This window comes from Sphingopyxis sp., assembly GCF_965227415.1.
GTDB lineage: Bacteria > Pseudomonadota > Alphaproteobacteria > Sphingomonadales > Sphingomonadaceae > Sphingopyxis.
The window spans coordinates 956,338-980,558 of record NZ_OZ245749.1 but is presented as its reverse complement, the minus strand read 5'-3'; the positions used below and the strand labels follow the sequence as shown (position 1 = coordinate 980,558).

Annotated in this window: 24 protein-coding genes and 1 pseudogene; 7 read left to right on the top strand and 18 right to left on the bottom strand. The window is 64.2% G+C overall.

Translation table 11 applies throughout. The annotated features are described in order from the left end of the window. Window positions 1-77 precede the first annotated feature (77 nt). Window positions 78-806, top strand: a complete 729-nt coding sequence (locus tag ACO055_RS04745) for a response regulator (RefSeq protein ID WP_422062417.1) — start codon at window positions 78-80, stop codon at window positions 804-806. Then, window positions 803-2,155 carry a sensor histidine kinase gene (locus tag ACO055_RS04740; protein WP_422061447.1) on the top strand — a complete coding sequence of 451 codons (1,353 nt, stop codon included), beginning with the start codon at window positions 803-805 and terminating at the stop codon, window positions 2,153-2,155. The genes ACO055_RS04745 and ACO055_RS04740 overlap by 4 nt, the downstream gene beginning before the upstream one ends. Here ACO055_RS04740 and ACO055_RS04735 read toward each other — a convergent pair. From ACO055_RS04735 to ACO055_RS04700, 8 genes are all read right to left on the bottom strand, one after another. Continuing rightward, on the bottom strand, window positions 2,146-2,946 hold the full coding sequence (locus ACO055_RS04735; protein WP_422061446.1) for an acyl-CoA thioesterase: 801 nt from the start codon (window positions 2,944-2,946) through the stop codon (window positions 2,146-2,148). The two genes, ACO055_RS04740 and ACO055_RS04735, sit on opposite strands and share 10 nt — an antisense overlap. Before the next feature lie 7 nt (window positions 2,947-2,953). Further along, a complete protein-coding gene (locus ACO055_RS04730) occupies window positions 2,954-4,123 on the bottom strand; it encodes a saccharopine dehydrogenase family protein (RefSeq protein ID WP_422061445.1) in 1,170 nt (389 codons plus the stop codon). Between the two features lie 72 nt (window positions 4,124-4,195). Next, entirely contained in the window at window positions 4,196-4,684 is a 489-nt protein-coding gene (locus ACO055_RS04725; RefSeq protein ID WP_422061444.1) for a DoxX family protein, read from the bottom strand. A gap of 70 nt (window positions 4,685-4,754) precedes the next feature. After that, the gene (locus tag ACO055_RS04720) at window positions 4,755-6,476 is read right to left on the bottom strand and encodes a cellulase family glycosylhydrolase (RefSeq protein WP_422061443.1); all 1,722 of its coding nucleotides are present in this window, start codon (window positions 6,474-6,476) and stop codon (window positions 4,755-4,757) included. Between the two features lie 159 nt (window positions 6,477-6,635). Further along, window positions 6,636-7,190: a dCTP deaminase gene (dcd, locus tag ACO055_RS04715; RefSeq protein WP_422061442.1), complete on the bottom strand. Its 555-nt coding sequence runs from the start codon at window positions 7,188-7,190 to the stop codon at window positions 6,636-6,638. A 39-nt stretch (window positions 7,191-7,229) separates the two neighbouring features. Beyond that, window positions 7,230-7,679 (bottom strand): cytidine deaminase, encoded by a 450-nt coding sequence (locus ACO055_RS04710; RefSeq protein ID WP_422061441.1) that lies wholly within the window; start codon window positions 7,677-7,679, stop codon window positions 7,230-7,232. Next, the gene (locus ACO055_RS04705; protein ID WP_422061440.1) at window positions 7,676-8,425 is read right to left on the bottom strand and encodes a glycoside hydrolase family 25 protein; all 750 of its coding nucleotides are present in this window, start codon (window positions 8,423-8,425) and stop codon (window positions 7,676-7,678) included. The genes ACO055_RS04710 and ACO055_RS04705 overlap by 4 nt, the downstream gene beginning before the upstream one ends. A gap of 2 nt (window positions 8,426-8,427) precedes the next feature. Beyond that, window positions 8,428-8,925 (bottom strand): UPF0262 family protein, encoded by a 498-nt coding sequence (locus tag ACO055_RS04700; RefSeq protein WP_422061439.1) that lies wholly within the window; start codon window positions 8,923-8,925, stop codon window positions 8,428-8,430. Window positions 8,926-9,053: 128 nt separating this feature from the next. Between ACO055_RS04700 and ACO055_RS04695 the strand changes: the two genes are divergently transcribed. Beyond that, complete coding sequence (locus ACO055_RS04695) at window positions 9,054-10,565, top strand: replicative DNA helicase (protein WP_422061438.1); 1,512 nt, start codon at window positions 9,054-9,056, stop codon at window positions 10,563-10,565. Window positions 10,566-10,568: 3 nt separating this feature from the next. Here the strand turns inward: ACO055_RS04695 and ACO055_RS04690 are convergent, their stop codons facing one another. From ACO055_RS04690 to astD, 6 genes are all read right to left on the bottom strand, one after another. Next, window positions 10,569-11,372, bottom strand: coding sequence for a phosphoadenylyl-sulfate reductase (locus tag ACO055_RS04690; protein WP_422061437.1), 804 nt, complete (start codon window positions 11,370-11,372; stop codon window positions 10,569-10,571). Then, a complete protein-coding gene (locus ACO055_RS04685) occupies window positions 11,365-11,778 on the bottom strand; it encodes a DUF934 domain-containing protein (protein ID WP_422061436.1) in 414 nt (137 codons plus the stop codon). The genes ACO055_RS04690 and ACO055_RS04685 overlap by 8 nt, the downstream gene beginning before the upstream one ends. Further along, the gene (locus ACO055_RS04680) at window positions 11,771-13,402 is read right to left on the bottom strand and encodes a nitrite/sulfite reductase (RefSeq protein WP_422061435.1); all 1,632 of its coding nucleotides are present in this window, start codon (window positions 13,400-13,402) and stop codon (window positions 11,771-11,773) included. Before ACO055_RS04680 ends, ACO055_RS04685 begins: the two co-directional genes overlap by 8 nt. 1 nt (window position 13,403) lies before the next feature. Next, a complete protein-coding gene (locus ACO055_RS04675; protein ID WP_422061434.1) occupies window positions 13,404-13,700 on the bottom strand; it encodes a DUF2849 domain-containing protein in 297 nt (98 codons plus the stop codon). Continuing rightward, a complete protein-coding gene (gene cobA, locus ACO055_RS04670) occupies window positions 13,697-14,485 on the bottom strand; it encodes a uroporphyrinogen-III C-methyltransferase (protein ID WP_422061433.1) in 789 nt (262 codons plus the stop codon). The genes ACO055_RS04675 and cobA overlap by 4 nt, the downstream gene beginning before the upstream one ends. 108 nt (window positions 14,486-14,593) lie before the next feature. Next, entirely contained in the window at window positions 14,594-16,039 is a 1,446-nt protein-coding gene (gene astD / locus ACO055_RS04665; RefSeq protein ID WP_422061432.1) for a succinylglutamate-semialdehyde dehydrogenase, read from the bottom strand. Window positions 16,040-16,166: 127 nt separating this feature from the next. Between astD and ACO055_RS04660 the strand changes: the two genes are divergently transcribed. The 3 genes and pseudogenes from ACO055_RS04660 (at window position 16,167) to ACO055_RS04650 (ending at window position 19,710) form a co-directional block, all read left to right on the top strand. Then, window positions 16,167-17,063, top strand: coding sequence for an alpha/beta fold hydrolase (locus ACO055_RS04660; RefSeq protein ID WP_422062416.1), 897 nt, complete (start codon window positions 16,167-16,169; stop codon window positions 17,061-17,063). Continuing rightward, on the top strand, window positions 17,060-18,205 hold the full coding sequence (locus ACO055_RS04655; protein WP_422061431.1) for a glycosyltransferase family 4 protein: 1,146 nt from the start codon (window positions 17,060-17,062) through the stop codon (window positions 18,203-18,205). Before ACO055_RS04660 ends, ACO055_RS04655 begins: the two co-directional genes overlap by 4 nt. Before the next feature lie 99 nt (window positions 18,206-18,304). Then, window positions 18,305-19,710, top strand: a pseudogene (locus ACO055_RS04650) (NAD(P)H-dependent flavin oxidoreductase). Between the two features lie 18 nt (window positions 19,711-19,728). Here the strand turns inward: ACO055_RS04650 and ACO055_RS04645 are convergent. Then, window positions 19,729-20,727 (bottom strand): 2-hydroxyacid dehydrogenase, encoded by a 999-nt coding sequence (locus ACO055_RS04645; protein WP_422061430.1) that lies wholly within the window; start codon window positions 20,725-20,727, stop codon window positions 19,729-19,731. 126 nt (window positions 20,728-20,853) lie between these two features. Between ACO055_RS04645 and ACO055_RS04640 the strand changes: the two genes are divergently transcribed. Further along, window positions 20,854-21,312: an SH3 domain-containing protein gene (locus tag ACO055_RS04640; RefSeq protein ID WP_422061429.1), complete on the top strand. Its 459-nt coding sequence runs from the start codon at window positions 20,854-20,856 to the stop codon at window positions 21,310-21,312. A gap of 30 nt (window positions 21,313-21,342) precedes the next feature. On the opposite strand, the gene ACO055_RS04635 is transcribed toward ACO055_RS04640, so the two are convergent. The 3 genes from ACO055_RS04635 to ACO055_RS04625 form a co-directional block, all read right to left on the bottom strand. Beyond that, a complete protein-coding gene (locus tag ACO055_RS04635; RefSeq protein ID WP_422061428.1) occupies window positions 21,343-21,744 on the bottom strand; it encodes a hypothetical protein in 402 nt (133 codons plus the stop codon). Window positions 21,745-21,881: 137 nt separating this feature from the next. Next, window positions 21,882-22,346, bottom strand: a complete 465-nt coding sequence (locus tag ACO055_RS04630; protein ID WP_422061427.1) for an RcnB family protein — start codon at window positions 22,344-22,346, stop codon at window positions 21,882-21,884. Between the two features lie 193 nt (window positions 22,347-22,539). Then, window positions 22,540-23,727 carry an acetyl-CoA C-acyltransferase gene (locus ACO055_RS04625; RefSeq protein ID WP_422061426.1) on the bottom strand — a complete coding sequence of 396 codons (1,188 nt, stop codon included), beginning with the start codon at window positions 23,725-23,727 and terminating at the stop codon, window positions 22,540-22,542. Window positions 23,728-24,221 lie beyond the last annotated feature (494 nt).

The window sequence follows — 24,221 nt, the reverse complement described above, 5'->3', positions numbered from 1 at the left end:
GTCGGCCCCTGCCAGCATCGCCCACCGGTCCGTTTGGATCGGTGGGCGAACTACTGTATCTGAATGACGGATCGACGATGACCGACACGCCGCGCATCCTGCTGATCGACGACGAACCTTCGATTCGCGAACCCCTCTCCGAATATCTGGAGGCACAGGGTTTTGCCGTGACCGACGCCGCGAGTGCTGCCGAGGCGCGGTCGATCTTGCGCGCGCAATCGGTCGATCTGGTGGTCAGCGACATCATGATGCCCGGCGAGGACGGACTGTCGTTGACGCGCCATCTGCGCGAGACGAGCAGCATTCCCGTTATCCTGCTCACGGCGCGCGCCGAGGACACCGAGCGGATTATCGGGCTGGAAATTGGTGCCGACGATTATGTCGTGAAACCGTTCAACCCACGCGAGCTGGTTGCCCGCATCCGCACCGTCCTGCGCCGGACGCAGGCGAACGGCCGTGCGCTCGACAACAGCGGAACAAGCTATGCCTTCGGCCCATGGGTGCTGCGCGAGGTTGAGCGCGTCCTCGTCGACGAGGCAGGCGAGGAAGTGGCGCTGTCGTCGGGCGAATATCATCTACTTCACGCGCTGGTGCGCCATCCGCGCCAGGTGATGAGCCGCGACCGCCTGCTCGACCTGGTCCGCGGACGCGAAGCCGACATCTTCGATCGCGCTATCGACAATCTCGTCAGCCGCCTGCGCAAGAAGATCGAGGTCGACGCCGCGCATCCCCAGATCGTCAAGACCGTATGGGGCGGCGGATATACGCTCGCATGCGAGGTAAGGCGAATGGGTCCGGTGGCGTGAAACTGCGCCTCTGGCCCAAGAGCCTTGTCGGCCAGCTTGTCTTTGCGGTCGCGGTGATGCTGTTTCTCGCACAGGCGATCAATTTTGTCCTGCTGGCCCGCGGGATGAAGCAACAGACGCTTGCGCACGGCGGCGGCATGGCGGTGGCGCGCATCATCGATGCGATGGAGCGCGACCGGCGTGGCGATTTCAGGCGGCCGCGCGATCGCGACGATGAGGAGGCGCGCGAGCGCGCGTCGAAAATGTCGATCTCGGACCAGGCGCCGCCACTGCCGACGGGTGCTGTGCGCCTTCCCGATTTGTCCAGCTATGTCAGCGGGCTACTCGCAGACACCGATATCCACGCCGAGACGGTCGACGCCTGGGTGCTGCCGCCTCGGCAGCGGCAAAGATTGCAGCGCGCGGCTTTTCCCGACCGGGCCGTGACTGTGGTGGCAAAGGTCGACGGGCGATATTTTGCCGTGCGCACGCGTATCGCCGCAGGGGGTAACCGGCTTCAGGGCTTCCTCGTCTGGCAGACGCTGTCGTTATACCTGCTGTTGCTGATCCCGATCATCGTGATTGCCTACCGTGCCGCGCGGCCTCTGCGCGACCTGACCCGTGCCGCGCGCGCCAATCCGGCGCTGCGTGACACAATCCCGCTGGAGGAAGAGGGGCCCTCCGACGTCCGCGACCTGATCGCCGCGTTCAACGCCTATCGTATCCGCATCGGTACGATGTTGTCGGACAAGGACCGGATGCTCGGCGCGGTCGGGCATGACCTTCGCACGCCGCTCGCGAGCCTGCGCGTCCGCGTCGAGGGGGTTGAGGACGAGACGCTGCGCGACAAGATGATCGCCTCGATCGAAGAGATGACCGCGATGCTGACCGACATTCTCGCGCTCGCACGATCGGGCGCGGGAACCGAAGCGCAGGAGCGCATCGACCTGCGCACGCTGGTGCGCGAGCTGACGGAAGATTACCGCGAGCGCGGCAAGGACGTCGGCCTTGGCGAGATTGTCGATGCGGCGGTTTTCGCGCGGCCGATGCTGCTACGCCGCGCGCTACGCAATCTGGTCGACAATGCGCTCGCCTATGGCATCCGCGCGCGACTGTCGGTTGCAAGCGAGAGTGGCGACGCGCGGATCATCATATCGGACGACGGCCCCGGCCTGACCGACGAGCAGATCCGGACCTTGATCGAACCGTTCGCGCGCGGCGAGCAGTCGCGCAACCGCGCAACCGGCGGTGCGGGACTGGGCCTCTCGATCGCTCGCGAGATCGCGGGTGGCGAGGGCGGCACGCTGACGCTTGCGAGCCGCGCGGGCGGCGGGCTCGACGCGGTCATTGCGCTGCCGCTTCAGGCGTAGATCGCAATCGCCTGACTGCCGCTCAGTACCGGCTCGCCGTCGCGGTTCCACAGCATCATGTCCTGCACCGACACGCCGCCGCGCGCATAGCCGGTCTTCGCCGAGAGCAGCCACCAGCCGTCGTCGGTTTCGGGCGTGCCGGTCAGCATGTTGATCGTCCAGTTCATCGAGCTGATCGGGCCGAACTCGGTGAAAAGCGCCATCGCTGCCGGAGGCAGCGCATCGCCCATGGCGAGCAGCGCCACCGCGGGATGGCACGCCGGCTCTTCGACGAAGCGGACCCAGGTCAGATATTCGCCGACCTCGCTCTTCCAGTCGAACCTCGGCCCGGTCGTCGGCCGCATGTCGAAATGGCGCGTGAAGGATGGCCGCGCCTTATGATCGGGAACCGGCTGCAAGGTATCGGGATCAGGCGTGTCGGGGATCGTCAGGCGGTTGTGGTCGAGATGGCTTACGCGGTCGCCCGAGAAAGCGAAGACGGCTGCGGTGCCGAAGCCCTGATCGCTCGACACGCCGGCATCGATAAACAGGCTCGATTTGGACTGGCGGAGCACGCGGGTGCTTACTGTGCAATCGCCGCCGACCGGGCCCACGAAACTGATCTGGGCATAGCGGAGCGGTGTATCGGTCGGATGAAGCGCCATCGTGCCCGCAAGCGCGACTGCCGAGCTGATCCCGCCATAGGCGGTGCGGCCCTGCATCCAGCCTTCGTCGATATGCGCTTTGGCGACGTCGCCTTCGACGCGCACGGTGGAGAGAAGCGCGTCGAGCGCGCTGGGAGAGGTCGTCATGGGAAGCTTATTCCTCGATCTGGAACGTCAGTCCGGCATAGGCAGTCAGTCGCGCGATCAAAGCATCGCCGAGCAGCGCACCCGGTGTCCAGACGCCGCCCGCGCCCTTGTTTTCAAGCAGCGCAATACCCGTCTCGGCCAGCATCTTCGACGTCGAGCCATAGCCGGGGTCGCGGTCGCCCTGGACACTCGCGCGCACTGTCGTGCCGTCGGGATATTCGCCGATGAACAACACGTCATAGAATCCGCTTTCGCGCGCTTCCTTGCTTGGACCCTCGCCGGGTTTGATGCTCGGGTCGAAGGGGTTTGCCTTTGCCATCGCCTCGGCCATTGCCTTGCCTGCGTCGCCGATCGTGGTCATCACCATTTCGTCATAGACCAGATCGTCGCCCCATTTGTGACCGAGCAGGAAATTGGTGCGGTGAACATTTTTGGTGTTGATCGGAGCCATCACGAACGGCGCGGTCCAGGTTCCCGTCGCGCTGTCATATTCGGGCATCAATCCGGTCGGCTGCGATGGACCTTCAAAGCCGGGTGTCAGCGCGAAGGAGGATTTTAGCAGCAGCGCGAGTGAGGGCTTTTTGGCGATCGCTTTCAGCGTTTCGGTCAGGCTGGCGATCGTGCCGCCCGACGCGCCGCCTGCCATCTTGCGCACGCGACCCTTGACGCGCGGCGCCGGTTTGCCGTGACGCTTCACAGCTTCGGCCTGAAGGAACAGCACGCCGAGGTCGAACGGAATCGAGTCGAAGCCGCAGCTGAAGGTGATGCGTGCGCCAGAAGCCTTGGCCGACGCCTCATGTTCGTCGATCATCTCGCGCATCCAGCCCGGTTCGCCGCAAAGGTCGGCGTAAGCGGTACCCGCACGGACGCAGGCGGCGACGAGTTCATTGCCATAGAGCTGGTACGGGCCGACAGTGGTGAGCACGACCCGAGTGCTCGCGGCCATCGCGTCGAGGCTCGCGGGATCGCTTGCGTCGGCGACGATCAGCGGCGTCTCTTCGCTCGCGCCGATGAGGTCGCGGACTTCCGCGAGCTTGTCGAGGCTGCGCCCCGCCATCGCCCATTTCGGCGCGTCCTTGCGGCCCTTATAGTCGTGCGCGAGATATTCGGCGACAAGGCGACCAGTAAAGCCCGTCGCGCCATAGACGATGATATCGAGATCGCGGCCCGCGGTCATGGCAAACCCTCCCTTTACGTAAACGTTAAGTAGAGGCTAGCGCAGACCGCGCGCGATGCCAAGCGCGAAGCGTCAGCGGCGCCACCATGGGCGCTGCACCGCAACCGGCGTATCCACGGCTTCCGCACGGGCTTCAGCGCGGACGGCGCGGAGTTCGGCGTCGTGTGCGGCGAGTTCGTCGCGGCGACGCTGGCGCAGGCCGTCATAACTCCAGCGCGTATGGCCATAACCGAACAGGCACAACAGACCGCCCGCGATCGCGAGATTCTTCATCGCGGCCATCGCTTGCATCGGATCGGTAAACTCGCGGTGGAAAAAGAGGATGGTCATCAGCACGAAACCGGCGAGCAGCAACGAAAAGAGCCGGGCATAAATGCCAAGCGCGATGCATGTACCCGCAATCAACTCGAACAGACCGGTCGGTATAGCCAGGCCGCCGGGCAAACCGGCGGCGGAAATCATCGCGCTGGTGTCGCTGACATGGATCAGCTTGTTGATCCCCGAAACGACGAAGATCACGGCAATGAACAGGCGGCCGATGAAAACGGCGATCATGGACATGGGGCATCCTCCTTTGCGTGCCCCTCCGCCTCTGCGGTTAGGACGCGCGAAGGGCAGGGGAAGTTCCGGCCTAGCGTGGCGTGAAGATCAACGCGCTGACCTCGCAGTCGCTGCAATCGATCGCGCGGAGGGTGGCCGTGCCAGGTCCGGCGGGCAGGTCCAGCTCGGCAAGCTTTATAACCTGCCACGCGGTGCCGGCGGGAATGGCGACGCCGCTTTCGTCGATGCCGATGCGACCGCCCTTTGCCGAGCGCACGCGCGCAGTGACGGTCCACCGGCCCGCCTTCGCGACGTCGGCGCTGTAGCGCATCCACTCGCCCGTGACGAAGTCGGTGACGTAGGGGGCGCCGTCGGCGGCAAGCGCGATGTCGACGCCGTCGTTGCGATAGGTTGTGCCATTGTTCCACGGCGCCCGCTTGCCGCCGGTTGCGACATGATAATTGGCGTCGACACTATCATGATAGGCTTCCCCGGCAGAGCCGAGGTCATAGTCGGCAGCACCTGTTGTCAACGGCACTCCTTCAAGAGTTCGCGCGACGAACGGCGTGTAGCTTGCACCATGCGGCTGGCGGAACATCGCATCGATCACATCGGGCTTCGGAATGTTGCGGTCGAACCGGCTGTTGCGAGCAAGCGCCATCATCGCGGCATAGGCCTCGTCGGCGTCGGGTTTTGGCCCCTTTCCTGTTGCCCACGCAACAATCCTTGCCCAGCCGTGGCCAGGTTCAATCTCGAGGGGCTGGTTGAAGCCGATCTTCTTGAGGGGCCAGAAGTTCCATCCGATGCCTTCGCCCTCGACCAGTGCAATGGCGTCGCGATACCAGACATTGCTGTTCTCGCCCGACTCACCGAGCCAGATCGGGCGGCCATAGCTCGCGCGCATTTTCACCATGTCGGCGATGCTCGCAATGTCGTTGCGATTCCAGTATTTGTGGAAGCTGATCGCCATATTGGCGTCCCACGCGGGCGGCAGGGCCTTGTAATTATTGCCCCAGCAATTGCCCTCGATAATCACGATATGCTTTGCGTCGACCTCGCGGATCGCTTGGGTGATCCGCTGTTGAAGCGCCCACACCGTCTCGCTTTGGGTTTCGTCGCAGCCATTGCCTTTGCCCGGAGTCGCGAAGCTCCAGTTGGGCTCGTTGATCATGTCATACGCGCCGATCCACGGCTCGTCCTTGTAGCGCGCGGCCAGTTTCTTCCACAGCGCGACGGTCTTGCGCTGGTTCTCTTCGCTCTCCCACAGCGACGGTTTCGTCGGATCGCGGTCGGAGATGGCAAGGTCGTTGCCCTGACCACCCGGCGCGGCGTGCAGGTCGAGGATCAGGTACATGCGGCTCGCCTTGGCCCATTCGAGCAGGCGGTCGATGCGCTGAAAGCCGTCTTCAAGCCATGTGTCCTGACCTGGCGTCGGTTCCTTGTCTGCGGGAAGCGTCAACTGGTCGAAATGGATCGGCAGACGCACCGAATTGAAGCCCCATTTAGCCATCTGGTCGATGTCGGCGCGCGTCGTGTGGTTGTCGAGCCAGGCGCGGTAGAAGTCCGCGGTTCGGTCCTCACCGACCAGTTCGACGAGCTTGGCGCGGATTATATGCTGCTGCCCGACCTCGCCGAGCTGCAACATATAGCCTTCCTGCAGCATCCAACCGCCGAGCCCCATGCCCCGCAGGATCACTGGCTTGCCGCTGTCGTCGACGATCTGGGTGCCCTCGACCTTCAGATAGCCTTCCGCGCGCGCAGTGGCGGAGGAAAGCAACGCAGCGACGGCAAGTGCGATCGAACGTAATTTCATGGCCTCGTCCCCGTGTTTCTATTTTTGGGAACGTTATCATGCTTTGACTCCGAGGCAACCGCTCATCGTCCCTGCGGTCGGTGCGAAGCAATCCGGGGCGATTTATGAGACGCCGGATTACGCGCTGTTCCACCGTTCGCCATCACGATCTCTTGGAATTCAGAGCTTGGGCAAGGTAACGCCCTTTTGCCCCATATATTTGCCCGCGCGGTCGGCATAGCTCGTCTCGCATGGCTCATTGCCTTGCAGGAACAGGAACTGGCACGCGCCCTCGTTGGCGTAAATCTTTGCTGGCAGCGGCGTGGTGTTCGAGAATTCGAGCGTCACATGGCCTTCCCAGCCGGGCTCGAGCGGCGTGACGTTCACGATGATGCCGCAGCGCGCGTAAGTCGACTTGCCGAGGCAGATGACAAGCACGTCGCGCGGGATACGGAAATATTCGACCGTCCGGGCAAGCGCGAAGCTGTTCGGCGGGATGATGCAGACGTCGGTTTCGCGGTCGACGAAATTCTTCGGATTGAAATCCTTGGGATCGACGATCGTGCTGTCGACGTTGGTGAAAATCTTGAATTCGGGAGCGACGCGCGCGTCATAGCCATAGGAGGAGAGGCCGTAGCTGATGCAGCCGTCGCGGCGCTGCGCCTCCACGAACGGCTCGATCATGCCCTGCGTTTGGGCGGCTTCGCGAATCCATTTGTCGGAAAGTATGGCCATGCGTGTTTCTTGTCGGTCCTGTACGTCTTGCGCAAGCGGTCAGTCGATAAGCCCCAGATCCTTGGGCCCGAACGCCGCGGGCAGCAACTGGCTGAGCCGGTAGGTCCGGATTTCCTTACCGTCGCCCGAGGCGCAGTGGACAAGGATGTCAGTCTTTGACCGCTCGGCGGCCTCGTTCAGTATCTGGCGACAGCGGCCGCACGGATTGACGGGATCGCTGCCGATCAGCGCGTCACCGTCCGGACGGCCGCCGACGATGGCGACTTCGGCGAGTTCGCCGATCCAGCCCTCGTTCGCAATCTTTGCGATCGCTGCGGTTTCGGCACAGAGAGTAAGGCCATAGCTGGCATTTTCGACATTGGCGCCGGTGACGATGTCGCCATTTTTGAGCAGCAGCGCGGCGCCGACATGAAAGCTGGAATAGGGGGCATAGGCCCGGCTGGCCGCGTCGCGCGCAGCGGCGATCAGTTCGTCGAGGGTCTCACTCATCGCATCTCTCCTTGCGGGCGCAGCACGTTCCAGCCGACTGTGCCTTCGGCCCCGGTCAGGCGAATATAGTTGTTCGCCTGCCACATCGCCCATGGGTGTGCGCCGTAATCGGGTTCGAAGAAGTCGCGACGAAGCCACGTTGTGCGCGCGATACCCTGTGTGACCTTATAATCGGCCTCGAACGACGGGCCGGGAGCGATCAGGCTGCGCTTGCCGGTGTGCGCCTCTATCTGCGCGAGGAAGGTCGCGAGTTCGGAGAGCAGCAGCGCGCGCGTCGGGCGATCGGGGCACCGGTCGTCATAGTCGAGCCAGACAACGGCGGGCAGCGCGTCGGCTCGGCGCGGGACGTGGCGGATGAAATTTGCCGCCTGATCGGTTGCGAGCTGGCACAGGCTGTAGCGGTGGATCGCGCCGACCTGAACGCCGATCTCGCGTGCGTGCGTCAGATTGCGGGTGAACATCGGGTCGAGCCCTTCGGCGCCATCGGTGGCGGCGATATAGGCAAAATCGGCGCCCGCGGCCTTCATCGATCCCCAATGGACTTCGCCATTGTCGGCGCTGATCGTCACGCCCTGGGTCGGAAAATCGGTGCGGTCGGGCGTCCAGCGCGCGGCCCACCACAGCGCCAGGCCGGTCAGCAGGATCAGCGCCAGCAGTCCGCCCGCAACGCGGCGCAGAAAATGCGCGACGGTGCTGCGCCAGTCGCGCGCCGCCGTGGTCGCCTTTCTGGCTGCCCCCTTTGCCATCGTCAGCCCTTGATGTGCAGCACGCAGATCAGCGTGAACAGCCGCCGTGCGGTGTCGAAATCCACCGCAATCTTTCCGTCGAGACGGTCCATGAGCATTTCGGCGGCTTCATTGTGGAGCCCCCGGCGCGCCATGTCGACGGTTTCGATCTGTTGCGCGGTCGAGGTCTTGATTGCCTGATAATAGGAATCGCAGATCGCGAAATAGTCGCGGATGGGACGGCGGAAACGGCCGAGGCCGAGGATGATCGCCTCGAGCGGCGTGCCGTCCTCGCGGCTGATTTCAAAGATCAGACGACCTTCCTCGACGCGGAGCATCAGGCGGTAGGGGCCGGCATAGCCGTCGGGATGGCCGCGCTGCGGCACGAACTTATTGTCTTCGATCAAGTCGAAGATCGCAACGCGCCGCTCCTGCTCGACATCGGGATTGCGCCAGACGATCGAGCCCTCATCGAGTTCGACGGAAATGATGCGCTGTCGGGAAGGGTCGGCGTCGGTCATGCTGTCTGTGCTTCTACTTGGCCGCGCCTGAAGGGCAAGGGGACTTATCCCCAGAAGCACCCCCCGCTCTGCCGATCAGCACAGTATCACCGGTTGCACCGAACGGGGTGACGGAGCATGAAGCGCACATGTTAGATGTCGTCCGTCTCGCCACTCCGGCAAACGCCGGGGAAGAGCGTCAATTACCGCGCAATATTGAGGCCGAGGCCGCTTTTCTGGGCGCGATCCTGATCGACAACCGAGTCGTCGAGGATCTGCCGGTGCAGCTCAACGCGGCGCATTTCTTCGAGCCGCTGCACGGGCGCATCTTTCAGCAGGCGATGGCGCTGATCGAACGCAACAGCATTGCGACGCCGGTGACTCTCAAGCCGTTTTTCGAGGCCGATGAAGCGATGAAAGCGGTTGGCGGCGTCGGCTATCTGGCGCAGCTGACTGGCAGCGGCGCGGGACTGATCGGTGCGCGCGACTTTGCCCGGCAGATTTTCGACCTCGCGCTGCTCCGCGAACTGGTCGGCGTCGGCCGCACGCTCGTCGACAGCGCGCTCGACACGAGCGAGAGCGTCGATCCGCATGCGCAGATCGAAGAGGCCGAAACCGCGCTGTATCGCGTCGCGGGCGGTGAGGCCGAGATGGGATCGGTCAAAAGCTTCAGCGCGGCGAGCCTGACGGCGCTGCAGGCCGCCGAACGCGCGCTCAATTCGGGCGGTCACCTGTCGGGCATCACGACCGGTATCGGCAGCATGAACGCCAAGATCGGCGGCATGCACAACAGCGACTTGATGATCCTTGCCGGGCGTCCGGGCATGGGCAAGACCTCGCTGGCGACGAATATCGCCTATAATGCCGCCGAACGGTTCCGGCGCGACGAAGAGGACGGTATTCCGCCCGAAAAGAATATGGGCGCGAAGGTCGCTTTCTTCAGCCTCGAAATGTCGGCCGATCAGCTCGCGACGCGCGTGCTTGCCGAACAGTCGGGCGTGTCGGGCGAAGCGCTGCGCATGGGCAAGATCAGCAAGGAGCAGTTCCAGCAGCTGAGCCGCGCGGCGCAAACGCTCCAGACTTTGCCGTTGTTCATCGACGATACGCCGGGTCTGACGATCGCAAGCCTACGCACCCGCGCGCGCCGCCTGCAACGCCGTCATGACATCGGCTTCATCGTCGTCGACTATCTGCAGCTGCTGCAAGGCTCGTCGAAGAGCGGTGATAATCGCGTCCAGGAAATTTCGGAAATTTCGCGTGGTCTCAAGACTTTGGCGAAAGAACTGAATCTACCCGTGATGGCATTGTCGCAGCTCAGCCGTCAGGTCGAAAGCCGCGAAGACAAGCGTCCGCAGCTCTCCGACCTTCGCGAATCGGGCTCGATCGAACAGGACGCAGACATGGTACTCTTTGTGTTTCGCGAGGATTATTATGTCGCGGCGCGCGAACCCAAGCGGCCGATCGAAGGCGACGATGTCAAGATCCACGCGCAGCATGAGGAATGGGCGGCGGAGATGGAACGCGTCTTCGGGCTGGCCGAAGTGATCGTCGCGAAATCGCGCCATGGTTCGACGGGCAAAATCCGCATGCACTTCGAAGCGAAGACGACGAAGTTCAGCGACCTCGCGGATGATGCGATGGCATATGACGACTATGAATAGGCGTCAGAACGCCGGGTCGTTCGCCGGATTGTCGTCGATCGGCGACACCGCCTCATGGATGCCGCATTCGGTCTTGTCCCAGCCGCGCCAGCGGCCCGAACGCGGGTCTTCGCCGATCTGCACCTTCGACGTGCAGGGCGAGCAACCGATCGACGGATAGCCGTCGGCTTCCAGCGGATGGCGCGGCAGTTCATGCGCGTCGAAATAAGCGTCGAGTTCGTCGCGTGTCCAGTTGGCCAGTGGGTTGAATTTCAGGCGTCCGGTCGATCCGTCGAGCTCAAAGCGCGGCAGGCCCTGGCGGGTCGAAGACTGAAATCCCTTGCGGCCGGTGATCGACGTGTCGAAATCGGCCAGCGCCTTTTCAAGCGGCTTCACCTTGCGGATTTCGCAGCAGCCGTCGGGATCATAGGACCAGCGCAGCTCGGTCGCGTCCTTGGCGGCAAGATCGGCAGCATCGGGCGTCAGGTTGACAATGTTGAGTTGTAGCCGCGCGGCGAGCGCGTCGCGATAGGCGAGCGTTTCTGGGAAATGCTTGCCGGTGTCGAGAAACAGCACGGGCATGCCGGGCGCGGCGCGGCTCACGAGATGGAGCAACACGGCGCTCTCGGCGCCGAAGCTGGAGACGATCGCGGTATCGCCGAGCAGTCCCGCACCGATCACACTTGCAACGACTTCGGCGGCGTCCTGGCCACGGAACAGGTTGTTCAGGCGGATCACGTCGGATTGGGTGAAACGCGGCGCGACGTCGATCCGGTCGCGGGTGCGGTCGGTCCGGTTATCGGGGGGAGAGGTCTTCACGTCAGCCATGCCTTAATTTCCAGATCGGCACCGCGCCGTCGGCAGCGCCCTGATAATGTTCGGGCCAGCGCGACAGCGCTGCTTCGACATCGGCGGGGTTGAGGTCCTTTTCCGGCGCAAAGCTGTCGAAGCCGCAGCGTTTCAAATAGGCGATCTGGTCGACGAGGACGTCGCCCTGCGCGCGCAGTTCTCCGACATAACCCGCCTCACGCAATATGCGCCCCGACGAATAGCCGCGGCCGTCGCGGAACTTGGGGAAAGCGACCTCGATCAGCTTGAGCCGGTCGAGATAGGGAATCAGCGCACGCGCGTCCTCATCCGATTCGAGCCGCACTGCGGTCGCGTTCGATTGCTCGAGAAAAGCGTCGAGCGTGACGCAGGGTTCCTCGCCGTCCGAATGGATATGCTCAACCATAGATCGCCTCCTTGAAGGGGGCCATGCCGACGCGGCGATAGGTATCGACGAAGCGTTCGCCATCGGTCCGTTCGGCCAGATATTTGTCGGTGACGCGCTCGATCGCGTCGACGATCCCGTCCTCGTCGAACCCGGGGCCGGTGATCGTGCCGAGGCTGACGTCCTCCGCGCCCGATCCGCCAAGCAGAAGCTGGTAATTTTCGGTGCCTTTGCGGTCGACGCCGAGAATGCCGATGTGGCCCGCATGGTGATGCCCGCAGGCGTTGATGCAGCCCGAAATCTTGAGCTTCAGCTCGCCCAGGTCGCGTTGGCGCGCCGGGTCGGCGAAACGCTGTGCGATCTTTTGCGCGACCGGGATCGATCGCGCGTTGGCGAGGCTGCAATAATCAAGGCCGGGGCAGGCGATGATATCGCTGATCAGGTCGAGATTCGGCGTCGCGAGCTCCGCGGCGTCGAGCGCCTGCCAGATCGCGAACAGGTCGGCCTTGCGAACGTGCGGCAGCACGATGTTCTGCGCGTGGGTTACGCGCAGCTCGTCATGGCTGTACTTTTCGGCGAGGTCGGCCATCAGGTCGATCTGCGACGAGCTGGCGTCGCCGGGGATGCCGCCGACGGGCTTCAGGCTGATGTTGACGATCGCATGGCCGGGCACCTTGTGCTTCGCGACATTCTGGTCGACCCACACCGCGAAGTCGGGATCGCTGCGGTCGATCGCGTCCGCAGCAGAGGCATCGAGCGGCGGCGGCGCGAATTGGGCGGCGATGCGATCGAACTCGGCCTTTGGCGGGTCGATGCCAAGCGACTTCACATGCGCGAATTCTTCCTCGACTTGGCGGCGATATGCGTCGGCGCCCAGCTCGTGGATCAGGATCTTGATCCGCGCCTTGTAGATATTGTCGCGGCGGCCATAGCGGTTGTAGACGCGCAGGCACGCCTCGGCGTAGCTCAGCATATCGCCCAGCGGCACGAAATCCTTGATCAGCGGCGCGATCATCGGGGTGCGGCCCATCCCGCCGCCGACATAGAAAGCGGCGCCGTGCACGCCGTCCTTCTCGACGATCTGGATACCGATATCGTGAAGCCGCATCGCGGCGCGATCTTCATCGGCGGCGATCACCGCGATCTTGAACTTGCGCGGCAAATAGCTGAATTCGGGGTGAAAGCTCGACCACTGGCGAAGCAGTTCGGCCCATGGGCGCGGATCGGTGATCTCGTCGGCGGCGGCACCGGCCCACTGGTCCGAGCTGATGTTGCGGATGCAATTGCCGCTCGTCTGGATCGCGTGCATCTCGACCGATGCCAGATCGGCGAGGATCGCGGGCGCGTCCTCCAGCTTGATCCAGTTATACTGGATATTCTGGCGCGTGGTGAAATGGCCGTAATCGCGGTCGTACTTGCGCGCGATATGCGCGAGCATGCGCATCTGGCGCCCGTCGAGCGTGCCATAAGGCACAGCGACGCGCAGCATATAGGCGTGAAGCTGGAGATAAAGGCCATTCATCAAGCGCAACGGCTTGAACTGATCCTCGGTGATTTCGCCCGCGAGGCGGCGGCGCACCTGGTCGCTGAACTCGGCGACGCGCGCATCGACCATCGCATGGTCATATTCGTCATATTTATACATGTCAGATCACCCAGTCGCCGGCCGCGGGATCGGCGGGTTTCAATGTCAGGTCGGGGCGCACGGTCGGGCCGAGCGCGCGAATGCGGTCCTTGATATGCGCGGGGCGCGGACCTTCGTCGGTTGCCTCGCCCGCGATGATATAGGGCGCATTGACGCGGCGCGCGCCTTCTTCGGCGGCAAGGATCGCCTCGCCATGCTCGCCGACGTCGGCGGCGTCCTCGATATGCAGCGACCAGTCGGCGCCGGTCCACCAGGTGACAAATCCTGTTTTCAGGTCGTTGCCCGTGAGAAGTTTCATGTGAAGTCCCTTATTTTTGCAGCAACGCCGGGTGCTCCGAGGCAATCGAGCGCGTCGGCGCGCGCAGCGACCTTGCCGACGATGATCAGCGCCGGGCTGGCAATCTTCTCGCGCGCGACAAGGTCGCCGAGATCGGTCAGAAGCGTACGCAGCACGCGCGCTTCGGCGGTGGTGCCGCGTTCGATGACTGCGACCGGCAGGTCGGGCGATACGCCGTCGGCGATCAGCTTGTCTGCGATCGCGCTGGCAGTCGCGAGGCCCATATAGATGACGAGCGTGCGGCCATGGCCCGCAAGGCCCGACCAGTCCTGATCGGTCAGGTCCTTGCACTGGCCAGCGACGAAACTGACTGCACTGGCGTCCTCGCGGTGGGTTAGGGGCATACCAGCCTGTGCGGCGCAGCCGGCTGCGGCGGTGATGCCGGGGACGACTTCGCACGCGACGCCCGCGTCACGTGCGGCCTCAAGCTCCTCGCCGCCACGGCCGAAGATGAAGGGGTCGCCGCCCTTCAGCCGTACGACCTGTCTGCCCGCGAGCGTTTCGCGGACGAGCAGGTCGTTGATCAGTTCCTGCTTCATCGTGTGGCGGCTGCGCTGCTTCGCGACGCTGATCCGTTCGACATGCGGCGGAATCAGCGCAAGAACGCCGTCGCCGACCAACCCGTCGTGGACGACCAGATCGGCCATGGTCAGCAGCCGCGCCGCGCGCAGCGTCAGCAGGTCGGGATCGCCGGGACCGGCGCCGACAAGCCAGAGTTTACCGGCAGGGGAGGGAGTCTTTTCCATGCAGCATAGATGATCCCGTGCCGCTGGAATCGCAAAGCAGGCTTTATTGACGGTGATGAAGGTAAAATTGGGTCGCTATTCAACCGCCGCCGTCACGTCGGAGGATGGCTAAAGATACTTCTTGGTCACCAGCTGCGACCCTTCGGGATCGCGTACGCCCACGCCAATCGACGCACGGATCGCGTCGCTTTCGGCGCTCGCGACGGGATAGGCGCAATAGTCGGCAGCATAGAAGGCGCTGGGGCGATGGTTTCCCGACAGGCCTATGCCGCCGAACGGCGCCGCCGAGGAGGCGCCGTTGGTCGGCCGGTTCCAGTTGATTACCCCGGCGCGGGCATTGGCCCAGAACTGGTCGTAAAGCTGGGGCGTGCCGCCGATCAGCGACGCCGACAGGCCAAAGCTGGTGTTGTTGGCTTCGGCGATTGCCGCCTCGAAGCTGTCGACGCGGACGACCTGGAGCAGCGGGCCGAACAGCTCTATGTCGGGACGTTCGGGCAATGACGTCACGTCGATGATGCCGGGGGTGAGGAAGGGGCGGCCCGGGAAGGGCCGCGCCATGTGGCGGATAACCTTCCCGCCGTTCGACATCAGGATCAGGAAGCTTTCGGTCAGATGGTCGGCCGCCTCATTGTCGATCACCGGCCCCATATAGGGTGCGGGATCGGCGTGCGGATGATCGACAATCAATCGGCCCGCCAGCGTCTTGACTTCGTCGAGCAGCGCTTCGGCCACGCTTTCCTTGACGATAAGGCGGCGCGCGTTGCTACAGCGTTGTCCGGCGCTGAGGAACGCCGACTGGACGACCAGGATGGCGGCAGTCGCAATATCGGCCGTGTCCCAGACGACAATCGGATTATTGCCGCCCATTTCGAGCGCGAGGATCTTGCCCGGCCGGTCGGCGAACTGGCGATTCAACGCGACGCCCGTTTGCGCCGAGCCAGTGAACAGCAGCCCGTCGAGGCCGTCATGCGCCGCCAAGGCCTTGCCCGTCTCGGGCCCACCGATGACAAGCCGCAACACCTCTTCGGGCACGCCGGCACTGTGGAACAGCTCGACCAGCTTTGCGCCAACTGCCGGGGTCTTTTCCGAGGGCTTGAACACCACCGAATTTCCCGCGAGCAGCGCCGGAACGATATGGCCGTTCGGCAGGTGCGCCGGAAAATTATAGGGACCCAGAACGGCCAGCGTGCCATGCGGCTTGTGGCGCACCGCGTTGCGAAGCCCCATGGCTCCTTCGATGCGGCGGTTGGCGGTGCGCTCGGCATAGGATTTGATCGAGATATCGACCTTGTTCGCGACCGATTCGACTTCGGTACGCGCTTCCCACAGCGGCTTGCCGGTCTCGCGCGCGATCAGGTCGGCCAGCACTTCGCCTTCGGCTTTTACGCGGTCGGCAAAGCGGCGGAGCGTCTCGGAACGAAAAGCGACGGCTTTTGCGGCCCATTCGGGCCAGGCACGGCGGGCGATCGCGACTTCCCGATCGACATTGCTCACCGGGCCGCGCCATAGCTCGTCGCCGGTCGCGGGTTCGAAGGAAAGCAGGTCTTCGCTCATGGTCACTAGCGTCTTATCGGTGAAAACCGGCGGCGGCAACCGGTCCGGCCCATTTGGTCACGGATGGCTTGCGCCGCGAGCGCTGGTTGGCGATAGACGGGCGGGGCGAGACGGAAGGGGATGCGCGATTTCGGCGAGGCAGGACATCAAGCGCGATTGGGACGATCACTATTGGTGGTCGCACGACGGCGTCCGGCTGCACGCGCGCATCTATGCCGGACCCGCGGGCAGCGAAACCGCACCCCCGATCCTCTGCATGCCTGGTCTCGCGCGTAACGCCCGCGATTTCGAAGGGGTCGCGCCGTTCATGGCAGCAAAACGGCGTGTCATTGTCGTGGAGTTCCGCGGGCGCGGCGAAAGCGCTTATGCCAAGGATCCGATGACCTATGTCCCGCTGACCTATGTGCAGGATGTCATTGCGCTGCTCGACGGGATGGAGATCCAGCGCTTCGCGACGGTCGGTACGTCGCTCGGCGGACTCATATCGATGCTGCTCGCAGCGACGCAGTCGGGGCGGGTCGTCGGCGCGGTCCTCAACGATGTCGGACCCGAGCTGGAGACCGCAGGGCTGGAACGCATCCGCGACTATATCGGCTCGGGCGGCAGCCAGCCGACCTGGATTCACGCGGCGCGCGCCTATTCGGACCTCAACGGCGCCATTTATCCGCATTACGACATCCACGATTGGCTGCGCATCACCAAGCGCACGCACCGGCTGACGCCCGAGGGGCGGATCGTGACCGACTACGACAAGCAGATCGCGGCGCCGCTGCGTGTGCCGGGGGGCGGCGATGCCGGCGTCGACCTGTGGCCCGTCTTTCAGGCACTCGGCGATATTCCGCTGCTCATCCTGCGCGGCGAGCTGTCCGATATTCTCTCTGGCGCGGCGTCGAAGAAAATGGCCGACGCGCTACCCAAAGCGCGGCTCGTCGAAGTGCCCGGCGTCGGCCACGCGCCGACCATGGACGAAAGCGAAGCGCGCGCGGCGATCGACAGCTGGGTATCGGAGCTGCCCGCCGCGTGACCGGCGCCCGCGCTCCCGTGCGTCTCCTGCACCTTCATTCCAGCTTCTCGCTGGGCGGCAAGGAGGCGCGCGCCGTCCGGCTGATGAATTTGATGGGGCCGCGCGCGCGCCACGTCATCCTGTCGGCCGTTCCCGACGCCATGGGTGCGCGCGATGCGATCGATCCGGCGATCGACGTTCGGTTTCCGGCTGATGCGCCGCCGCTGTACGGCAAGCCCGGGCTCGTGCGTTATCGCGCGCTCGTTCGCTATATGCGCCGTTTCGACCTCGTCCTCAGCTATAATTGGGGATCGATGGACGCAGTGATGGCGCACCGGCTGTTTTCGCTGTTCCTGCATCTGCCGCCGATGATCCATCACGAGGACGGATTCAACGAGGACGAGAGCATCAAGCGCAACTGGAAGCGCAACGCCTTCCGCCACCTGGCGCTGCCGACGACCGACGCGCTGGTCGTGCCTTCGACCCTGCTCGAACGGATCGCCGCCGACGAATGGAGGAAACGGCGGCGCGTCCACCTGATCCGCAACGGGATCGACGTCGCCGCCTATGCCAACGGGCCGTCGGTACCGATCCCCGGTGTGGGACGGCGCAAGGGCGAGATATGGATCGGCACCGTCGCCGGGCTGCGCAAGGTCAAGGACCTGCCGCGGCTGGTGCGAGCCGTCGCCGCATTGCCTGCAACCGTCCGGCTCGTCATCGTCGGCGAAGGGCCCGAACGCGAGGCGATCGCCGCCGAAGCAGCGAAATGCGGCATGACGGATCGTTTGGTCATGCCGGGCTTCATGACCGACCCAGCGCGCTGGATCGGTCATTTCGACCTGCTGGCGTTATCGTCGCGAAGCGAACAGGCGCCGATCGCGGTGATCGAGGCGATGGCGGCGGGCCTCCCCGTCGTCAGCCCCGATGTCGGCGATGTCGCGGCGATGGTGTCGGGACAGAATTTCCCGTTCATCGCAACGGACGAGGATGGCTTCCGCAAAGCGCTCGATGCGCTCGTCGGCGATGCGGCGCTGCGCGCGCGGATCGGCCACGCCAACCGCGACGTCGCGGCGGCGCGGTTCGACGAATCAATCATGGTCGCGGCCTATGAAAATCTCTATGGTCGCGCGCTGAAGGGACGCCGCCTCTTCTCTCCCGAATAGGGCGTGCAACCATTGACTTTCCCTGCCGGTTTCCGCTTACGCGAAGCCGTATCGGGGTCGGTCGGCGAGCAAGCGATCGGCGGAGAGAAAGAGGTTCATGTGTTCAAAGGTCTGAAGCCCATCCTCTATGGTGGACGTGAAGTTTGGCCGCTCGTCGAGGGCGGCAAGGGCGTGTCGGCGACCAACCATATGTCGAGCGGCGCCTGGGCCGCGGCGGGCGGCATCGGCACGGTGTCGGCGGTCAACGCCGACAGCTATGACGCCGAGGGCAAGATCATCCCGCAGGTTTACAGCGCATTGACGCGGCGCGAACGGCACGAAGAGCTGATCCGCTATGGCATCGAAGGCGCGGTGGCGCAGGTCGAACGCGCCTATGAGGTGTCGGGTGGCAAGGGCGCCATCAACATCAACGTGCTCTGGGAAATGGGCGGTGCGCAGGAGATCCTGGAAGGCGTGCTGGCGCGGACCAAGGGCATGGTTGCCGGCGTCACCTGCGGCGCGGGCATGCCGTACAAGCTCAGCGAAATCGCAGAGCGGCATAATGTCATGTATTTGCCGATCATCAGCTCGGCGCGCGCCTTTCGCGCGCTCTGGAAGCGGGCGTATCACAAGGTCCCGCACCTTCTGGGCGCGGTGGTTTACGAGGATCCCTGGCTCGCCGGCGGTCACAACGGCCTGTCGAACGCCGAGGATCCGCTGGTGCCGCAGGATCCTTATCCGCGCGTCGCCGCGGTGCGTGAAACGATGCGCGCCGAGGGCATTTCGGACGATGTGCCGATCGTGATGGCGGGCGGCGTCTGGTACCTGCGCGACTGGGAGAACTGGATCGACAATCCCGAACTCGGCCAGATCGTTTTCCAGTACGGCACGCGGCCGCTGCTGACCGAAGAAAGCCCGATCCCGCAGGCGTGGAAGGACCGCCTCCGCACCCTCGATGACGGCGACGTGCTGCTCCACCGTTTCTCGCCCACCGGATTCTACTCCAGCGCGGTGCGGACACCCTTTTTGCGCGACCTGGAAGCGCGCTCGGAGCGCCAGATTCCTTATTCGAAACAGGAAGCCGGCGATCATATCGTCCAGCTCGATGTCGGGGTGAAGGGCAAGAATTTCTGGGTCACGCCGCACGACCGCGCGCGCGCGCGCGCGACTGGGCGGCCGAGGGTTATACCGAGGCGCTGAAGACCCCCGACAACACGGTGGTGTTCGTTACCGAGACCGACAAGGCGGTGATCCGCAAGGACCAGACCGATTGCATGGGCTGCCTGTCGCATTGCGGCTTTTCGTCGTGGAAGGACCATGACGATTACACCACCGGCTACCTCGCCGACCCGCGCAGCTTTTGCATCCAGAAGACGCTGCAGGATATCGCGCACGGCGGCGATCCCGAACAGAATCTGATGTTTGCGGGCCACGCCGCCTTCAATTTCAAGACCGATCCCTTTTACTCGAACAACTTCACCCCGACGGTGAAGCAGTTGGTGGACCGGATTCTGACGGGGGATTGACCGCTTTGGGGGTGGCGCTCAGGCCCACCCCTCCAGCACCTGATCGGCGGGCCGGTGCCCGTCGCACCAGGCGCGGATATTGGCGATGACCTTTTCGCCCGAAGCCTCGCGGCCCTCGATCGTCGCCGAGCCGAGATGCGGCAACAGCACGACATTCTGGAGCGCGAGCAGCGCGGGATCGACCGCGGGTTCGTGCGTATAGACGTCGAGCCCCGCGCCGGCGATGCGGCCCGTCTGAAGCGCCGCGATCAGGGCCTTTTCATCGACGATCTCGCCGCGCGCGGTGTTGATGAGATACGCCGTCGGCTTCATCGATCCGATGCGCGCGGCGTTGACCATCTCGTGCGTTTCCGCGGTGTGCGGGCAGTGAAGCGTCACAATGTCGCTGATGCGGAGCAGCGTATCGACGCTGGCGTGATAGCTCGCCCCCAATTCTTCCTCGATCGCCTCGGGCAGGCGGCGGCGGTTGTGATAGTGGATCGACAGCCCGAAGGCGCGCGCACGGCGGGCGACGGCGAGGCCGATGCGCCCCATGCCGATGATGCCGAGCAATTTGCCGCCGACGCGGTGTCCCAGCATCGCGCTCGGCGCCCAGCCGGCCCATTGACCCGAGCGCATCAGCTTCTCGCCCTCGGCAAGGCGGCGCGGGACGGACAGGATCAACGCCATCGTCATATCGGCCGTGTCTTCGGTGAACACGCCCGGCGTGTTCGACACCATGATGCCCTTTGCGCGCGCGGCTGACAGGTCGATATGGTCGACCCCCGCGCCGAAGTTCGCAATCAGCTTCAGCCGGTCGCCCGCGGCGCTCAGCACGTCGGCGTCGATCTCGTCGGTCACCGTCGGCACCAGCACGTCGCAATCGGCGACCGCGGCCTTCAGCTCGTCGGTGGTGAACGCATGGTCGTTTGCCGAGAGCGCGACGTCGAACAATTCGGCCATGCGTGCCTCGACATGCGGCATCAGCTGGCGGGTGACGATAACGCGCGGGCGTTTGGGGCGGGATGAATCGGGCATGGCCGCCGATAGAGCGCGCTCGCGGCGAAGGGTCAAGGGGCTGGCGGTGGAAAAGGCTGGGGACAGACGCAGCCTTTCGCGCGGCGAACGGTTGTAAAGCGCGGACGAGTTTGACAAGGCAGAGCGATGACCAGCCGCCAGATCCTAACATTGCTAGCCTTCGCTGCCGCCGTGGGGCCGGCCGCCGCGCAATCCGACGTCGAATTGCCCTATTGGGCATCGATCAACGTCGACGAGGCGCGGATGCGCAAGGGGCCGTCGCCCGACGTGCCGGTGACATGGGAATATCGCCGCAAGGACTTGCCGGTGAAGGTGATCGCGCGCTTCGAGACGTGGCGCAAGATCGAGGATCCCGATGGCACGCAAGGCTGGATGGCGGCGCGGCTGTTAAGCCGCACGCGCACGGCGATCGTGACTGGCAGCATCCAGGCGATGCGCGAGGAGCCAAACCTGTCGGCCGCGGTGTCCTATCGTGCGCAGCCGGGTGTCGTTGGCCGCATCACCGACTGCAAGGACGGCTGGTGCCTGCTCGACGTCAAGGGCCGCAAGGGCTGGATCCAGACCGACCATATCTGGGGCGACTGAAGCCGCCCCCGATACGGCGGGTTTAGCGGCTCACTTCTTTTTCGGGGCCACCGTCACGACGGTGCCGTCATCCGCGGTTGCGGTAAAGCTGCCATCGGCGCCGGGCTTTGTCACCGCCCAGCACATGCCCATTTCGTCGCCGTCGGGATCGAAGCAATCCTTGCCGTCGTGGGTCGCATACTGGCCCTTGATTTCCTTGCCCTTCGCGTCGGTGTCGACATAGGTGCCGTCGGCGTTGATCGTCGTCGAGGCCGTCGTGCCGTCGGCCATCTTGACGTCATAGGTTCCCGGTTGGGTTCCCGAGTCGGTCGCCGCGGCGGGTGCGGGCGCTGCCGCCTCGGCCGGTGCCGCAGCCGTTTCCTTCGACTCTTCAGCCTTTTGCGAACAAGCCGCCAGCGCCGCCAGCGCGGCGATCAGAACGAATTTTTTCATGGCAATGTCTCCCCTTCGACAAGGAGCCAAGGCTATGCCCTTTCGGGGTGCCCGGCAATGGCAATCGCCGAACCGAACCGAGAAAGGGCCCGGCGATTGCGCGCCGGACCCTCTCCCGTCAATGCCGTGTCCGGCGATCAGCGCCAGCGGAACTGGTTGCGATAGACCTGGACGACCCGGCCGGTTCGCACGTTGACGAGCAGCAGGTCGTTATAGTGGCGGACATAGGTCAGGCCGCGACCCGGGTGCGGAACGCCCCAACGGCTGTCATAGGTCGGCCGATACGCCGGCGTATAATAGTTGGAACGAAGCGTCGCGCCGACGCGAAACTGCTGATATTTGAACGGCGCGCGATAGTTCTGATAGCGCGTGTCGCGGCGCCAATCCTGCTTGCTGTCGCGCAGATCCCGCTTCGCATCGCGATATTCGCGGCGCTCCTCGCGGACATCGCCGCGATCGCCATAACGCTGCGCGTCACGAAGCTCTCCACGCTCTTCACGGACGTCACGACGATCATTGCGGATCTCGCGCGTCTGGGCCTGCGCCACTGCGGGAACCATCATCGCGGCGATCAGGCCGGCGGTGAGAAATTTGCTCTTCATTGTGCCATTCCTTTTCAGTCGGTCAGGGGGAAGGGGATCTGCCCGATGACTGAGGAACGAATTACGCGAGTCGATTTGAATTGTTCCGGAACGGCGTGTTTATTTTCAATACATTAGTGTCGCAGTTTGTCGCAGAACGCGACGAAACGGCGCCGTCGTGCGACGGCGCCGTGCAACCATTCGAACGCGTAACTCAGACCAGTTCGATCGCAACCGCGGTCGCTTCGCCGCCGCCGATGCACAGGCTTGCGATACCGCGCGTCTTGCCATGGCGCTGGAGCGCCGCGATCAGCGTCGTGATGATGCGCGTGCCGCTGGCGCCGATCGGATGACCAAGCGCGGTTGCGCCGCCGTGAACGTTGATCTTCTCGCGCGGAATGCCCAGGTCGTGCATTGCGAACATCGCGACGCAGGCAAAGGCTTCATTGACTTCGAACAGGTCGACATCGCCGATGGCCCAGCCGGTCTTGGCGAGCAGCTTGTTGATCGCGCCGACGGGGGCGACGGTAAAATCCTTCGGCTCCTGCGCGTGCGCGCTGTGCGCGACAAGGCGCGCGACGGGCTTGGCGCCTTTCGCATCGGCGACCGACTGGCGCGTCAGCACCACTGCGGCGGCGCCGTCCGAAATCGAGCTGCTGGTGGCGGCGGTGATCGTGCCGTCCTTGGCAAAGGCAGGCTTCAGCGTCGGGATCTTGTCGGGCATAGCCTTGCCAGGCGCTTCGTCGGTGTCGACGACGACGTCGCCCTTGCGCCCGGCGATCGTCACCGGAGCGATTTCGGCGGCAAAGGCACCGTCGGCGATCGCAGCCTTCGCGCGGCTCAGCGATTCGAGCGTATAGTCGTCCTGCGACTGACGGCTCAGCTGATAGGCGTCGGCGGTGTCCTGCGCGAAAGTGCCCATCGCGCGGCCGGCTTCATAGGCGTCTTCCAGCCCGTCGAGAAACATATGGTCATAGGCGGTGTCGTGACCGATGCGCGCGCCCGAGCGGTGCTTCTTGAGCAGGTAGGGCGCGTTCGTCATCGATTCCATGCCGCCCGCGACGACCAGGTCGACGCTGCCGGCGGCGAGCGCTTCGGCGCCCATGATCACCGTCTGCATGCCCGAACCGCACACCTTGTTGACGGTCGTCGCCTGCACCGACTTGGGCAGCCCCGCCTTGATCGCAGCCTGACGCGCCGGCGCCTGGCCAAGCCCGGCGGGAAGCACGCAGCCCATATAGATGCGCTCGATATCGTCGCCCGAAACCCCTGCGCGCTCGACCGCTGCCTTCACCGCGGTCGCGCCAAGATCGGTCGCGCTGGCGTCCGAAAGCGCACCCTGCATGCCGCCCATCGGGGTGCGTGCATAGGAAAGGAAAACGACGGGATCGGTGGCGGTCATGGCAGAAGACTCCGTAAGGGAAAACTGTGTCGGCGGCCCGATTAGCGGAAATGCTGCAAATGCGAAAGGGGGAGGAAAGCCGATCTCCGGGCCCGCTCATTTCGGGAGAAGGGCAGCCAAAGTTCAGTGAAGTTCAGCCTCATGACGATCCCGTCGGGCTGCCGCCTGTGGCGACACGCGTGCGGGTTGCGTGCTGGGGCGGGAAGGGTGCTGCTCATCCACCATCTTGAAGCATAGCAGGATATTGTAGGAAAGAGGTTTTTCCGGGCAGGGCGTCGGGGCCGTCACCGTAACGCGGCGAAGGACCGGACCGGGGTGGAAGGCTGCCCCTCAATTCTCGTCATGCTGAACTTGTTTCAGCATCCACCGCCTGAGCTCGAATTTGGCGCTGTGCTGAAGGAGACGGCGGACCATGGATCCTGAAACAAGTTCAGGATGACGATGAAAGGGACGTCTTCAATTGGTTGTTAGCTGCCAATCCCCTCAGACCAGCA

What these genes read in the sequence shown, in the direction of transcription:
- ACO055_RS04745 (WP_422062417.1), top strand. Translation starts at nt 78, where the DNA reads ATGACCGACACGCCGCGCATCCTGCTGATCGACGACGAACCTTCGATT.
- ACO055_RS04735 (WP_422061446.1), bottom strand. Translation starts at nt 2,946, where the DNA reads ATGACGACCTCTCCCAGCGCGCTCGACGCGCTTCTCTCCACCGTGCGC.
- ACO055_RS04730 (WP_422061445.1), bottom strand. Translation starts at nt 4,123, where the DNA reads ATGACCGCGGGCCGCGATCTCGATATCATCGTCTATGGCGCGACGGGC.
- ACO055_RS04725 (WP_422061444.1), bottom strand. Translation starts at nt 4,684, where the DNA reads ATGTCCATGATCGCCGTTTTCATCGGCCGCCTGTTCATTGCCGTGATC.
- ACO055_RS04720 (WP_422061443.1), bottom strand. Translation starts at nt 6,476, where the DNA reads ATGAAATTACGTTCGATCGCACTTGCCGTCGCTGCGTTGCTTTCCTCC.
- dcd (WP_422061442.1), bottom strand. Translation starts at nt 7,190, where the DNA reads ATGGCCATACTTTCCGACAAATGGATTCGCGAAGCCGCCCAAACGCAG.
- ACO055_RS04710 (WP_422061441.1), bottom strand. Translation starts at nt 7,679, where the DNA reads ATGAGTGAGACCCTCGACGAACTGATCGCCGCTGCGCGCGACGCGGCC.
- ACO055_RS04705 (WP_422061440.1), bottom strand. Translation starts at nt 8,425, where the DNA reads ATGGCAAAGGGGGCAGCCAGAAAGGCGACCACGGCGGCGCGCGACTGG.
- ACO055_RS04700 (WP_422061439.1), bottom strand. Translation starts at nt 8,925, where the DNA reads ATGACCGACGCCGACCCTTCCCGACAGCGCATCATTTCCGTCGAACTC.
- ACO055_RS04695 (WP_422061438.1), top strand. Translation starts at nt 9,054, where the DNA reads ATGTTAGATGTCGTCCGTCTCGCCACTCCGGCAAACGCCGGGGAAGAG.
- ACO055_RS04690 (WP_422061437.1), bottom strand. Translation starts at nt 11,372, where the DNA reads ATGGCTGACGTGAAGACCTCTCCCCCCGATAACCGGACCGACCGCACC.
- ACO055_RS04685 (WP_422061436.1), bottom strand. Translation starts at nt 11,778, where the DNA reads ATGGTTGAGCATATCCATTCGGACGGCGAGGAACCCTGCGTCACGCTC.
- ACO055_RS04680 (WP_422061435.1), bottom strand. Translation starts at nt 13,402, where the DNA reads ATGTATAAATATGACGAATATGACCATGCGATGGTCGATGCGCGCGTC.
- ACO055_RS04675 (WP_422061434.1), bottom strand. Translation starts at nt 13,700, where the DNA reads ATGAAACTTCTCACGGGCAACGACCTGAAAACAGGATTTGTCACCTGG.
- cobA (WP_422061433.1), bottom strand. Translation starts at nt 14,485, where the DNA reads ATGGAAAAGACTCCCTCCCCTGCCGGTAAACTCTGGCTTGTCGGCGCC.
- astD (WP_422061432.1), bottom strand. Translation starts at nt 16,039, where the DNA reads ATGAGCGAAGACCTGCTTTCCTTCGAACCCGCGACCGGCGACGAGCTA.
- ACO055_RS04645 (WP_422061430.1), bottom strand. Translation starts at nt 20,727, where the DNA reads ATGCCCGATTCATCCCGCCCCAAACGCCCGCGCGTTATCGTCACCCGC.
- ACO055_RS04640 (WP_422061429.1), top strand. Translation starts at nt 20,854, where the DNA reads ATGACCAGCCGCCAGATCCTAACATTGCTAGCCTTCGCTGCCGCCGTG.
- ACO055_RS04635 (WP_422061428.1), bottom strand. Translation starts at nt 21,744, where the DNA reads ATGAAAAAATTCGTTCTGATCGCCGCGCTGGCGGCGCTGGCGGCTTGT.
- ACO055_RS04630 (WP_422061427.1), bottom strand. Translation starts at nt 22,346, where the DNA reads ATGAAGAGCAAATTTCTCACCGCCGGCCTGATCGCCGCGATGATGGTT.
- ACO055_RS04625 (WP_422061426.1), bottom strand. Translation starts at nt 23,727, where the DNA reads ATGACCGCCACCGATCCCGTCGTTTTCCTTTCCTATGCACGCACCCCG.